The organism is Caballeronia telluris (assembly GCF_001544495.1).
GTDB classification, from domain to species: Bacteria; Pseudomonadota; Gammaproteobacteria; order Burkholderiales; family Burkholderiaceae; genus Caballeronia; species Caballeronia telluris.
Window position 1 is genome coordinate 55,431 of record NZ_FCNZ02000021.1, and the last position, 12,493, is coordinate 67,923.

A 12,493-nucleotide genomic window follows, 5' to 3' on the forward strand; every position below is an offset into this window, starting at 1 on the left:
GGCCTGTTGATTCCGGCCCATTGATTCCGACGCTTCACCGTTCCCCAGGTTTCGCATGACTCAATCCGCATTCTCCTACGTCGACGACGTATTGCACGCCGAAGGGGTATCCGCCGCTTCGCTCGCCGACCAGTTCGGCACGCCGCTTTACGTCTATTCGCGCAGCGCGCTAACCGCCGCCTATCGCGCCTACGCGGATGCCTGCGATGGCCGTCGCGCCAAAATCCACGTCGCCGTGAAGGCGAACAGCAATCTCGCGGTGCTCAACGTGTTCGCGCGACTGGGCGCGGGCTTCGACATCGTCTCGTCGGGCGAACTGGCGCGCGTGCTGGCCGCGGGCGGCAAAGCCGAAGACACGGTGTTCTCGGGCGTCGGTAAAACGGCGGCCGAAATGCGCGAGGCGCTCGACGCGGGCGTCAAGTGCTTCAACGTCGAATCGATTCCGGAACTGCACGCGCTGAACGACGTGGCGAAGGCGGCGGGCAAGAAAGCGCCCGTGTCGCTGCGCGTGAATCCGGACGTCGATGCGAAAACGCATCCGTATATTTCCACCGGTCTGAAGTCGAACAAGTTCGGCGTCGCGTTCGCGGACGCACGCGCGACTTACCGCGAAGCCGCCGCGATGTCGAACCTGGATGTGATCGGGATCGACTGCCATATCGGCTCGCAGATCACCGAAATCAGTCCGTACCTCGATGCCGTCGACAAATTGCTCGAACTCGTCGAGCAAGTCGAGGCGGACGGCGCGCAGATTCGTCACGTCGACGTCGGCGGCGGCCTCGGCATTACGTACGACGACGAGACGCCGCCCGACATCGGCGATTTCGTGCGCGCGATGCTCTCGCATATCGAGAAGCGCGGCCACGGCCAGCGCGAAGTGTATTTCGAGCCGGGGCGCTCGCTCGTCGGCAACGCGGGCGTGCTGCTGACCCGCGTCGAGTATCTGAAGCCGGGTGAGGAAAAGAACTTCGCCATCGTCGATGCCGCGATTAACGACCTCGCGCGCCCGGCGATGTACGAGGCGTTCCATCGCATCGTACCGGTCGTGAAGCGCGCGGTGGCGGCACACGTCTATGACGTCGTCGGACCGGTGTGCGAAAGCGGCGACTGGCTCGGACGCGAGCGCGAACTGGCCGTCGAACCGGGCGACCTGCTTGCGATCTGCTCGGCCGGCGCCTACGGCTTCGTGATGAGCTCGAACTACAACACGCGTGCGCGCGCCGCCGAGGTGATGGTCGACCACGAACGCGCGCGCCTCGTGCGCGAGCGCGAGGACGTGAAGCAACTGTTCGCCGGGGAATCGATCCTGCCGGACTGAGCTTCCTGAGCGCTCATGAAAAAGCGATGCCTCGGCATCGCTTTTTTTATCCGCGCGCGCGCTTGCTCCGAAGCCATACGATCAGCCGCCAGCCCAGCAGCGCCACGACGATCGCGCCGTAAATCTTCGGCAGAACCAGATCGTGCTTGCCCGCCTTCATCCACCAGAAATGCAGGATCGCGAGCGTCGCGATTGCATAGATGGCCCGGTGCAACGTCTGCCAGCGGCGGCCGAGCTTCTTCACCATCGCTTTCGGCGACGTCGCCGCCAGCGGGATCAGCAGCACGAACGCCGCGAATCCCACTGTGATGAACGGCCGCTTGCCGATGTCCTTCACGATTTCGGCGACGTCGAACCATTTGTCGAACCACAGGTACGTCGTGAAATGCAGCACGGCATAGCAGAACGCAAAGAGCCCGAGCATCCGGCGAAAGCGCACGAGCCCATTCACGCCGGTCAGCCGCCGCGCGGGCGTGATCGCGAGCGTGGTGCACAGGTAGACGAGCGTCCAGAGGCCCGTCGAGCGCGTGATGAATTCGATCGGATTGGCGCCGAGGCCGTCCGTCACGCCGAGGAACACGAGGCGCGCGAGCGGATAGAACGCCGCCAGGAACACGATCGCCTTCATCGGCGCGACCCAGCCGCCGCTCGCGGTCCTTGAAGCAGGCCGCTTGATATCGGATACGGTTGGCATGCGGTCCACTCAGAAATTCTTCTTCAGATCCATGCCCTGATAGAGCGACGCGACCTGATCGGCGTAACCGTTGAACATCAGCGTCTTGCGCTTCGGCCGGAAAAAACCGTCCTCGCCGATGCGCCGCTCCGTTGCCTGGCTCCAGCGCGGGTGATCGACGGTCGGATTCACGTTCGAATAAAAGCCGTATTCGGACGGAGCGTAGGTGTTCCAGCTCGTCGGCGGCTGCTTTTCGACGAAGCGGATTTTCACCAGCGATTTCGCGCTCTTGAAACCGTACTTCCACGGCACGATCACGCGAACCGGCGCGCCGTTCTGGTTCGGCAGAACCTGTCCGTACAGGCCGACGGTAAGCAACGTCAGCGGATTCATCGCTTCGTCCATGCGCAGGCCTTCGGAATACGGCCAGTCGAGAATCGGCGTGGACAGCCCCGGCATCTGCGACGGATCGGCGAGCGTGACGAACTGCACGTACTTCGCGTTGCTCGTCGGCTCGACGCGCCGGATGAGTTCCGAGAGCGACACGCCGATCCACGGAATCACCATCGACCAGCCTTCAACGCAACGCAGCCGGTACACGCGCTCCTCGAGCGGCGCGAGCTTCAGGATTTCGTCGATGTCGTACACCTTCGGGTTCTTGATCGCGCCCTCGACGGAAATTTTCCAGGGCTTCGGCCGCAGCGAATGGGCGTTCTGCACGGGATCGCCCTTGTCGGTGCCGAACTCGTAGTAGTTGTTGTACGACGTGATGTCCTTGAACGGCGTGACTTTATCGGTGACGACGAACTTCGAATTCATCGTCGCCGCGAGTTTCTGGCCCTTCGCGTCCGGCGAGGTCATGGCGGCGAACGCTTCGCCGCTTGCGCCGACCAGTCCCGTTGCAGCAACCGCGCCCATCGCCCGCAGCACGCGGCGGCGGTTCTCGAACACTTCGCGCGGCGTGATCTCGCTTCGCGCAATATCGTCGCCGTAAAGCTGACGATCTCGTTTGATCCACATTTTGCAGTCCCTTCCCGTTACGCCGCCGCGCCGGACCGGCGCGCGCATTCCCGACAGTAATAAAGGTCGAACAGGCTTTCGGGTGCGCCTATTCCGCGCATGGCGAAAAAAAACCGCCAGCAGAATTTGCGTGACGGTTTTTAGTCGGGCGACGGCTCGCCGGATTACAGCTTGCCGTAGCTATGCAGCCCCGAAAGGAACATGTTGACGCCGAGGAACGCGAAGGTCGTGACGATCAGTCCCGTCAGCGCCCACCACGCGGCGGCGGCGCCGCGCAGGCCCTTCATCAGGCGCATGTGAAGCCACGCCGCGTAGTTCAGCCAGACGATCAGCGCCCACGTTTCCTTCGGGTCCCAGCTCCAGTAGCCGCCCCACGCTTCGGCGGCCCACAGCGCGCCGAGGATCGTCGCGATGGTGAAGAACGCGAAGCCCACCGCGATCGACTTGTACATGACGTCGTCGAGCACTTCGAGCGACGGCAGACGGTCGGCGAGCACACCACGTTGCTTCGCCAGATACGCGACCGACACCATCGCCGACAGCGCGAAGCTGCCATAACCGATGAAATTCGCCGGAACGTGGATCTTCATCCACCAGCTTTGCAGCGCCGGGACGAGCGGCTGGATCTGCTGGGCGTCGCGGGCGATCGAGTACCACATCAGGAAGCCTACCGCCGCGCCGATCACGAGCAGCACGAACGCGCCCATCGCGCGCGTCGCGTAATGCTGCTCGTAGTAGAGATAGAACAGCGACGTGATCAGGCAGAACAGCACGAAGACTTCATACAGATTCGAAATCGGAATGTGCCCGACGTCCGTCCCGATCAGATACGACTCGTACCAGCGCACCATCAGGCCGACGAAGCCCATCAGCACCGCGACCCACGTCATGCGCGAGCCGATCGCGCCGCCCGTCGCCGAGCGTGACAGAAGACCGATCCAGTAGAACACCGTCGCGAGCACGAAAAGCGCGCTCATCCACAGAATCGCGGACTGGCTCGACAGGAAATACTTCAGGAAGAAGGTGGTGTCGGCGCGGGCGAGGTCGGCGTGATAAAGCTGGATTGCCGTGAGCGACAGCAACGCGATCATCGCGATCAGGAGCCGCACCGGCTTCCAGCGCCAGCCGAGCACGACGAAGGTCGGCACGGCTGCGATCAGCACCGCCTTGTCGTAATAATCCATGAACGGGTAGTAGCGGTTCAGCGCGAAACCCGCGCCCGCCACCATCGCTAGCGCGAACAGCCAGTCGAGCGCGCCGAGTTTCTTCAGGAACGGACGGTCGTCGAACAGGGACGCATCGGCGGGGCTCGGTGCGGGCGTCTGCGCGGCCGGAGTCGAACGGGAGGAAGCTTGAGTGAGAGCCATGATCTTACCGAGTTGATTCGTGCGAGCCGACGGATTCGGAGTGCGCGGCGGCGGGTTGCGACGCCGGGACGGCTTCGGCCGCCTCGCTGGCTTCGACCGGCCGGCCGCCGAGCGCGGCGGCAACGGTATCGCGCGTCTCCCGGAATTCCTTTTCGAAGTCGAGCGTTCTGCGCGCGGTGGACATTGCCATCAGCACGGTCGCGCCGCCCCCGTCTTTATCTTTGAGCCAGAACCAGAGCCGGCGTTCGCGGACGTAGAACATCGCGAAAATGCCGAGTACGAGCAGGAGGCTGCCAAGATACACCAGTTTTTTACCCGGCGCGCGCGTGAGCTGGAACACCGACGCCTGGATCTGCTTGAACGAGTCCAGTTGCAGGAAAACCGGCGATCCGTACAGAAAGCTGTCGGAAAGCGCGTTGATCGACGATTGTACGAACGCGGTCGTTTTTTCGTCGACCTTGGCTTCCGGCAGGCCGTTCTGCACGCGTGCGATCTGCCACACGTCCCACGTCGCGCCTTCCAGCATGCGCAGCAGGAGCCCCGCCGCCTTTTCCTGCTCGCCCTTCGGCACCGAGCGGTCGATGAAGCTCGCGATCGCCTGGAAGCCGCCGTTCACCTGGCCGTTTTGCGTGCCGTTCGCCTGCATTGCGCCGGATTCGTCGGCGCCCGCGAAGAGATTCAGCACCCGAACGGCGCTCTCTTCCAGATGCTTCTGCAACTCGCCGCTCGATTGCGGCACCGAGCGCTGCGCGAAGCGACGCGCCGCCTCGATGCGTGTCGCCGGCGTCGCGAGCGCCGCGCGCAGCAGCATCCACTGCTTGACCGAGTTCTGTTCGTCGGCGGGAATGCGCAGGTAGCGGAACGGGTCGTTCGGGCTTGCGCGCATGCCGGCGAGGAACATCTGCTGGCCGCCGACATCGACCGGCAGCATGTAGTTGTTGTATTCGCGCGCCTGGCCGTCCGTGCCGCGCACCTTGTACTGCACCGACGGCCCGACGTTGCGCAGGTCGTTCGGCTTCGAGGTCTTCGCGCCCGAACCCAGGCGTTCGTCGAAAGCCTGCTTGAGCGAATGCGTCTGGCCGACGCCGCGCGCATCGACCTGCCCGCTGCCGTTCGTCACGTTCTCGACGTTGATCGCGCGGAAATCGGTGAATTCGACCGTGTCGCCTTTTGCGCCGATCATCTGCGAACTGATCGGCGCCGTCCCGCCGATCGCGCCGTTAAACGGCATCGTTTTGGGGCTGTCGCCGGCCATCGGCCACGCGGTCATTTCGAGCTTCGAGCCGCCGTCCTGGAAACTCGACTGGTAGATCGAGATGCCGTCGTAGGTGAACGGCTTGTTCACTTCGATGCGCGCCGGAATGCGCTTGCCGGTCGCGTGGTCCGTCACAACGATGTCGCTCGCGAAGAGCTTCGGCATGCCGGTCGAGTAGTAATCGACGATGAACTTGTCGAGTTGAATGGAGAACGGCAGGTCCTGGATCAGCGAGCCGTCCTGCTGGTTCAGGATCGCCGTGCCGACGTACTGTCCCTCGGGCACCCACGCGTAACCGCGAAACGTCGGATTGGTCGACGAAAGGCGATGCTCACGCGGGATGTCGTTGATGACGGCGTTCGTGCTGACCGGCGTCTTGTTGAAGAGCCACATCTGCAGCTTGATCGGCAGGTTGCTGTCGATCAAGCCGCCGAGGCAAATCACGACGATCGCCAGATGCGCCGAGATATAGCCGAGTTTCGTGAGCGCGCCGCGCTTGGCCGCGATCAGCGTCGCGCCGCTTTCGGTTTCGCGCGTGACGAGCTTGTAGCCGAGTTTCGTCGAAAGGCGCTGCAAGGTCGCGGCGGTTTCGGCGCGGTTCGTCGTCACCGCGTACTCGCCCTTGTGATGGAACGCGCGCAGGCTGCCTTCGCGCACGCGGTCCTTCCAGCTCTTCATGTCGGCGATCATCTTCGGGCCGTTGCGGATCACGCATAGCGACACCGAGATCACCAGAAAGATCATGATGACCATGAACCACCACGCGCTGTACACGGTGTAGAGGCTCAAGCCACGGAAGATGTCGGCCCAGAACGGTCCGAACTGGTTGACGTAATTCGGATACGGATCTTCCTGCGTGAGAACCGTGCCGATGATGCTCGCGATCGCAAGCACGACGAGCAAGGCGATCGCGAACCGCATCGAACTGACGAGTTCGACGAAATGCCTGACAGCCCGACGACTCGACTTCGACTGCATTCCCGAGGTGGTGACGCTCATTCAAACTCCGACTGGACAGCAAAAAAGGGTGGAGACGCCAGCGGTCATTGACCGACGTCCCACCCTTTTCTTGTTTGCGCCGGTCTCGTCGGACCGGCTTCGTAATATGGGCGACTGCTGCGTGGCGACGCCATGCGCGGCTGCCACGCTCTTTGACGCGTGAAGCTTAATGCAATCCCGCGATGTAATCCGACACCGCCTTGATCTCCGCATCGGTGAGGCGCAGCGAGATCGTGTGCATCGGCTCGCTGTTGTTACGCGTGCCCTGGGCGAACGCGGTCAACTGCGCCGCCGTGTAGTCGCCCCACTGCCACGAGAGCCGCGGATACTGCACCGGAATACCCATGCCGGTGGCGCCGTGACAGGCCGCGCACGCCGGCACGCCCTTGTCCGCGATGCCGCCGCGGTAGATCTTCTGGCCGAGCGCGACGGTGTTCTTGTCGCGCGCGAAGCCCGGTTTGGTCTTCTGCGACGCGAAGTAAGCCGCGACGTTGACCGCATCCTGATCCGACAGCGCGCTCGCGATGCCCGCCATGATCGGATTGTTGCGCGCCGGCGCCTTTGCGCCGGGTTGCGTCTTGTAATCCTTCAACTGCTTGACGATGTATTCGGCATGCTGGCCCGCGAGCTTCGGAAACGCCGCGCCGGCGCTGTTGCCGTCCGCCGCGTGACACGCGGCACATACCTGGGTTGCGATTGCCTGTCCCCGGTTCAGATCCGGTTTCGCAGGCTGGGCGGGCTCCGCCGCTTGTCCTGACACTGCCAATCCACCGAACGTTGCTGCAACTTGAAGCACCATCAGAGACTTGTACAGTCGGTTCATTCGCGTACCCTGTTTTTCGTCTTGTGAGAATGTGAGGTTCTGCAAAACGACGGCGACCTTTTTCGCCACAAGATACCCGAACGAAGGGCTCGAAAAATGCCCGAAAATCCGTCCCGCTCCTTATCTGGCTTGGGTCTTGCGCGCCCTTGCTGGTCTTTTCGAAAACCGCCGTATTGTACAATAACCCGCTAATCGCAAAGACGCCAGTCGGGGCGAGCCCAGTATTTACGGGGTTCTCAAGGCTTGGGTTCTCACAGCTTTCTCAATCGGCCCGCCAATGTCATTCCTGCTCCATCAAGCCCGTTTCTTCACGACGGTCAATCATCTGCGCGATTTGCCGCCCACGCCGCAGCCCGAAATCGCGTTCGCCGGACGCTCGAACGCGGGCAAGTCGACCGCGATCAACATCCTGTGCAATCAGAAACGGCTGGCTTTCGCGAGCAAGACACCGGGACGCACACAGCATATCAATTACTTCTCGGTCGGTCCGGCCGACGCGCCCGTCGCGCATCTCGTCGATTTGCCGGGTTACGGCTACGCCGAAGTGCCGGGCGCCGCGAAGGCGCACTGGCAGCAACTGCTCTCCACTTACCTGCAAAGCCGCGCCCAGCTTTGCGGGATGATCCTGATGATGGACTCGCGCCGGCCGCTGACCGAACTCGATCAGATCATGATCGACTGGTTCGCGCCGACGGGTAAGCCGATCCACGCGCTCCTCACCAAATGCGACAAATTGACGCGACAGGAGATGACCAACGCCCTGCGCGCGACGAAGAAATCGTTCGCGGATTACAAGGCGGCGGGGTATCGCGGGGAACTGACGGTGCAGCTTTTTTCGGCGCTCAAACGCACCGGCATCGAAGAGGCGCACGAACTCGTGGAAAGCTGGCTGATCCCTGAAGCGGCGGGCGAGAGCGAAGCCGAAGACGCGTCGCAGTGAACCGGCTTTTCATGTGAAAAGCGGCCGCGCATAAAAAAACCCGCCGCATGACGGCGGGTCAAACAGCCTAATCGAATAACGACAGGCACCCGCTCAGGGAGGAGAAGCGGGGAGTTCAGCGCAAAGCGCCTAGCTCGATCGGTATGATATACCATTGTCTTGAAAAGTTTCTGGACGGGCCCGCGCGGCACAGCCAGCGAGGCTTCGAGCCAGCCCGCGCCCGCGATCAATCGAATCCCCCACGTCGACGACATCATGAGTTTCTATCCGCATCACCGTCCGCGCCGCATGCGCCGCGACGACTTCACGCGCCGCCTGATGCGCGAAAACCTCCTCACCACGAACGATCTGATCTACCCGGTTTTCATCGTCGAAGGAACGAACGTGCGGCAGGCCGTGCCGTCGATGCCCGGCGTCGAGCGCACCTCCGTCGATCTGCTGATGAAAGTGGCCGAACAATGCGTCGAACTCGGCGTGCCGGTGCTGTCGCTTTTCCCGGCCATCGAGCCTTCGCTGAAGACGCCCGACGGTCGCGAGGCGACCAACGCCGAGGGCCTGATTCCGCGTGCCGTGCGCGAGCTGAAGAAGCACTTCCCGGAGCTGGGCGTGCTGACCGATGTCGCGCTCGACCCGTACACGAGCCACGGCCAGGACGGCGTGCTCGACGAAGATGGCTACGTGAAGAACGACGAAACGAGCGAAATCCTGGTCGAGCAGGCGCGAACGCAGGCTGAAGCGGGCGTCGACATCGTCGCACCGTCGGACATGATGGACGGCCGTATCGGCGCGATTCGCGAGATGCTGGAAAGCGAGGGCCACATCCATACGCGCATCATGGCCTACGCCGCGAAGTTCGCGTCGGCGTTCTACGGGCCTTTCCGCGATGCGGTCGGCTCGGCTGCGAATCTCGGCAAGGGCAACAAGATGACGTATCAGATGGACCCGGCGAATTCCGACGAAGCGCTGCGCGAGGTGCGCATGGACATCGAGGAAGGCGCCGACATGGTGATGGTGAAGCCCGGCATGCCGTATCTCGACATCGTCTATCGCGTGAAGGAGGAATTCCGCTTCCCGACCTACGTGTATCAGGTGAGCGGCGAATACGCGATGATCAAGGCGGCCACGCAGAACGGCTGGCTCGATCACGACAAGGCGATGATGGAATCACTGCTCGCGTTCAAGCGCGCGGGCGCGGATGGCGTGCTGACGTATTTCGCGCTCGACGCCGCGCGCATCTTGCGGGCATCGAAGTAAGCGTTTCTGCATTGGAAAAAGGGGCGATGCCGTTGGCATCGCCCCTTTTTTTATGTGGTCGGCGCGGTGCCGAGTTTTTCCATGCTCTTCAGGAATTTCTCCGGCGATTCGTACCCCACGACGCGCGCCTTTTCGTTGCCTTGAGCGTCGAAAAAGATGATCCCGGGCGGGCCGAATAGTTTGAAGCGCTTGAGCAAAGCCTGGTCGTCGGCATTGTTCGCGGTGACGTCGGCGCGCAGCAGGTTCAACTGCGCAAGGCGCGCCCGCACGCGCGGATCGCTGAACGTCAGGTGCTCCATTTCCTTGCAGGACACGCACCAGTCGGCATAGAAATCCAGCATCGCCGGTCGCGCCGCTGCTTTCACGGCGAGGTCCAGTTCCGTCGATGAACGCACCGGCGCGAATGTCGGGCTCTGCGCCTGTTGCGTGACACCGCCGCCGCTACCGCGCGCGGCGAACACGGCAAGCGGACGCAACGGATCGGTCGAACCGGCGGCGAGGCCCACGAGCAGCGTCGCGGCCCAGATCGCGAGCGCGGCGCCGAGGCCGCGGCCGAGACGTCGCCAGATCGTCAGGGTCGCCGCGCCCGCCGCGAAAAGGCCGAGCGCCGCCGCCGAGATCAGCAGCCACAGCGCGGCGAGCAGCATTTGCCCGACGCCGCCCAGCACGGGCCAGACGATCCACAAGGCCGCCCCGAGCAGCACCACGCCAAAAAAGACCTTTACGCCGTCCATCCACGAACCCGCGCGCGGCAGCAGGGTGCCGGCGCCCAGTCCGATGATGAGCAGCGGCACACCGAGCCCGACGCCCATCGAGAACAACGCGGCGGCTCCCAGCACCGCGCTGCCGGTATGCGCAATGAACGCGAGCACGGCGAACAGCGGCGCCGTCATACAGGCGCCCACGACCAGCGCCGACAGCGCGCCCATCGCCATCACGGCGGCGAACTTCCCGCCGGAGCGCTTCTGCGACGCCGCGTTGACGCCGCTTTGCCAGCGCTCGGGCAGCGCGAAGTCGAAGCCCGCGATGAGCGTCAGCGCGAAAACCGTCAGCAGGACGCCGAACGCGCCGAGCACCCACGGATTCTGGAGCCACGCGCCGAGACTCTGCCCGACGAGCGCAGCCGCGATTCCCAGCGCGGTATAGACGAGCGCCATCCCGAAGACATAAGCCGACGACAGCGCAAACCCGCGCGCCCGCGTGACGCGCGCGCCCTCACCGATGATGATCGCCGAGAGGATCGGAATCATCGGATACGAGCACGGCAAGAGACTCAGGACGACGCCCGCGACGAAATACAGCCCGATGACCGCGAAAAAGCCGCCGCCTTCGAGCAGCGATTGCGCGTAATCGGCGCTTGTGGCTCGGTCGTACCAAGGCGGGTCGGCGCGGTCCGGCGGAGCGGTGGCGGTGGCACCGGCGACCTGAAGCGCCGCGCCGCTGACACGGTACACGCGCTCCATCGGCGGATAGCAGATGCCCTGGTCGGCACAGCCCTGCGACGTCACGGCGATATCGAACGGGCCGCTCGCCTGCTTGACCGGGATGCGAATGACGAGGTCGCCGCGATAGGTTTCGACGTCCTTGTTGAACGTCTGATCGAAGTGCACTTTGCCCGCGGGCAATTGCGGGTCGCCGAGCGTCGCCGCGCCGCTTTTCGCCGCGAATGCAAACCGCTCGCGATACATGTAGTAGCCATCCGCGATCTTGTACCGCACCTCGATCTCACCGGGACGTTCAGTCGCGCTGAACTTGAACGCGACAGCGGGATCGAGGAAATCGTCCGCCGCGCGCGCGACGTTCGACGCCCCGAGCAACAGGACGCAACACGAGAGCAAATAGGCGACGGCCGCGAACACGCGACGCGCAAAGGCGCCAGAAGACTTAAACATGAAGAGGACGTGAAGTTTCCGCGATGACCCACCGCCCGTAACCGAGCGCTGATTCCGCCTGCCACGAGAGAATTTCGGGTGTTTCGTAGGGATGATTCGAAGCAATGAAGCGCCGCAATTCGTCGCTGCGGGCGATCGAGGTTTTGAACAGTACTTGGATTTCGTCCGCCGTTTCCACCTGCCCTTGCCAGTGATAACGAGAGCGCACTGCGCCGTAATCCGTCACACATGCGGCGAGCCGGGCGTCAAGCGCCTTTTGCGCGAGCGCGCTGGCGGTAGCGGCGTCGGGAAGCGTCGTGAGGATCAGGACAACCGGTGGATTCACTTCGGGGTTCATCGCGTGCGGGAGCGGTCGGAAAAGGTACGCACGTATCGTAGCACCGACGCCCCACGTCCATCCGATGCGACGACCGCGCGCATCACACGGCGCGCCAAACAAAAAAAGGCCAGGCAAAGCCTGACCTTTTCGATTCCTGCGCAAGCGCGCTTATTCAGCTTCTTGCACTTCGTCGGCGTCTGCGACTTCCGGACGGTCCATCAACTGGACGAGTGCCATCGGCGCATTATCGCCAACGCGGAAGCCGAACTTCAGGATGCTCAGGTAGCCACCCGGACGGCTCGCGTAGCGCGGGCCGAGCACGTCGAACAGCTTCGCGACGGAATCGCGATCGCGCAGGCGGTTGAACGCCAGACGACGATTTGCCAGCGACGGCTTCTTGCCGAGCGTGATCAACGGCTCGACGACTTTACGGAGTTCCTTCGCCTTCGGCAGCGTCGTCTTGATGACTTCGTGCTCGATCAGCGAATTCGACATGTTACGGAGCATTGCCAGACGGTGGCTGCTCGTGCGGTTCAGTTTCCGCAAACCATGCTTATGGCGCATTTTCAGTTCCTATCACTTGAGTTTTGATCCAGCTCTTCTATTGCGTCGGCGTATTGCATCCGAAAAACG

General features: G+C 63.1%; 11 protein-coding genes. 3 read left to right on the forward strand and 8 right to left on the reverse strand.

Going from position 1 to position 12,493, the window contains the following annotated elements; genetic code table 11:
• Positions 1–55: 55 nt before the first annotated feature.
• Positions 56–1,318, forward strand: a complete 1,263-nt coding sequence (gene lysA, locus AWB66_RS23725; protein WP_087632555.1) for a diaminopimelate decarboxylase — start codon at positions 56–58, stop codon at positions 1,316–1,318.
• A 46-nt stretch (positions 1,319–1,364) separates the two neighbouring features.
• Here the strand turns inward: lysA and msrQ are convergent, their stop codons facing one another.
• From msrQ to AWB66_RS23750, 5 genes are all read right to left on the reverse strand, one after another.
• On the reverse strand, positions 1,365–2,012 hold the full coding sequence (gene msrQ, locus AWB66_RS23730) for a protein-methionine-sulfoxide reductase heme-binding subunit MsrQ (protein WP_087632587.1): 648 nt from the start codon (positions 2,010–2,012) through the stop codon (positions 1,365–1,367).
• Positions 2,013–2,021: 9 nt separating this feature from the next.
• Positions 2,022–3,011, reverse strand: a complete 990-nt coding sequence (gene msrP, locus AWB66_RS23735) for a protein-methionine-sulfoxide reductase catalytic subunit MsrP (protein ID WP_087632556.1) — start codon at positions 3,009–3,011, stop codon at positions 2,022–2,024.
• Between the two features lie 164 nt (positions 3,012–3,175).
• A complete protein-coding gene (gene ccsB, locus AWB66_RS23740; protein WP_087632557.1) occupies positions 3,176–4,378 on the reverse strand; it encodes a c-type cytochrome biogenesis protein CcsB in 1,203 nt (400 codons plus the stop codon).
• Positions 4,379–4,382: 4 nt separating this feature from the next.
• Complete coding sequence (locus tag AWB66_RS23745) at positions 4,383–6,632, reverse strand: cytochrome c biogenesis protein ResB (protein WP_087632558.1); 2,250 nt, start codon at positions 6,630–6,632, stop codon at positions 4,383–4,385.
• Between the two features lie 166 nt (positions 6,633–6,798).
• Positions 6,799–7,455, reverse strand: a complete 657-nt coding sequence (locus tag AWB66_RS23750; protein WP_087632588.1) for a c-type cytochrome — start codon at positions 7,453–7,455, stop codon at positions 6,799–6,801.
• A gap of 277 nt (positions 7,456–7,732) precedes the next feature.
• Between AWB66_RS23750 and yihA the strand changes: the two genes are divergently transcribed.
• Together yihA and hemB are read left to right on the forward strand one after the other, a co-directional pair.
• Positions 7,733–8,395 (forward strand): ribosome biogenesis GTP-binding protein YihA/YsxC, encoded by a 663-nt coding sequence (gene yihA / locus AWB66_RS23755; protein ID WP_087632559.1) that lies wholly within the window; start codon positions 7,733–7,735, stop codon positions 8,393–8,395.
• Between the two features lie 255 nt (positions 8,396–8,650).
• Entirely contained in the window at positions 8,651–9,649 is a 999-nt protein-coding gene (hemB, locus tag AWB66_RS23760) for a porphobilinogen synthase (protein ID WP_125469775.1), read from the forward strand.
• A gap of 50 nt (positions 9,650–9,699) precedes the next feature.
• On the opposite strand, the gene dsbD is transcribed toward hemB, so the two are convergent.
• From dsbD to rplQ, 3 genes are all read right to left on the reverse strand, one after another.
• On the reverse strand, positions 9,700–11,541 hold the full coding sequence (gene dsbD / locus AWB66_RS23765; protein WP_087632560.1) for a protein-disulfide reductase DsbD: 1,842 nt from the start codon (positions 11,539–11,541) through the stop codon (positions 9,700–9,702).
• Entirely contained in the window at positions 11,534–11,878 is a 345-nt protein-coding gene (gene cutA / locus AWB66_RS23770; RefSeq protein WP_200819052.1) for a divalent-cation tolerance protein CutA, read from the reverse strand. The genes dsbD and cutA overlap by 8 nt, the downstream gene beginning before the upstream one ends.
• 150 nt (positions 11,879–12,028) lie before the next feature.
• Positions 12,029–12,424: a 50S ribosomal protein L17 gene (gene rplQ, locus AWB66_RS23775; protein ID WP_062638165.1), complete on the reverse strand. Its 396-nt coding sequence runs from the start codon at positions 12,422–12,424 to the stop codon at positions 12,029–12,031.
• Between the last annotated feature and the right edge of the window lie 69 nt (positions 12,425–12,493).

Coding starts and splice junctions, on each gene's coding strand:
- lysA (WP_087632555.1), top strand. CDS start 56: ATGACTCAATCCGCATTCTCCTACGTCGACGACGTATTGCACGCCGAA.
- msrQ (WP_087632587.1), bottom strand. CDS start 2,012: ATGCCAACCGTATCCGATATCAAGCGGCCTGCTTCAAGGACCGCGAGC.
- msrP (WP_087632556.1), bottom strand. CDS start 3,011: ATGTGGATCAAACGAGATCGTCAGCTTTACGGCGACGATATTGCGCGA.
- ccsB (WP_087632557.1), bottom strand. CDS start 4,378: ATGGCTCTCACTCAAGCTTCCTCCCGTTCGACTCCGGCCGCGCAGACG.
- AWB66_RS23745 (WP_087632558.1), bottom strand. CDS start 6,632: ATGAGCGTCACCACCTCGGGAATGCAGTCGAAGTCGAGTCGTCGGGCT.
- AWB66_RS23750 (WP_087632588.1), bottom strand. CDS start 7,455: ATGAACCGACTGTACAAGTCTCTGATGGTGCTTCAAGTTGCAGCAACG.
- yihA (WP_087632559.1), top strand. CDS start 7,733: ATGTCATTCCTGCTCCATCAAGCCCGTTTCTTCACGACGGTCAATCAT.
- hemB (WP_125469775.1), top strand. CDS start 8,651: ATGAGTTTCTATCCGCATCACCGTCCGCGCCGCATGCGCCGCGACGAC.
- dsbD (WP_087632560.1), bottom strand. CDS start 11,541: ATGTTTAAGTCTTCTGGCGCCTTTGCGCGTCGCGTGTTCGCGGCCGTC.
- cutA (WP_200819052.1), bottom strand. CDS start 11,878: ATGAACCCCGAAGTGAATCCACCGGTTGTCCTGATCCTCACGACGCTT.
- rplQ (WP_062638165.1), bottom strand. CDS start 12,424: ATGCGCCATAAGCATGGTTTGCGGAAACTGAACCGCACGAGCAGCCAC.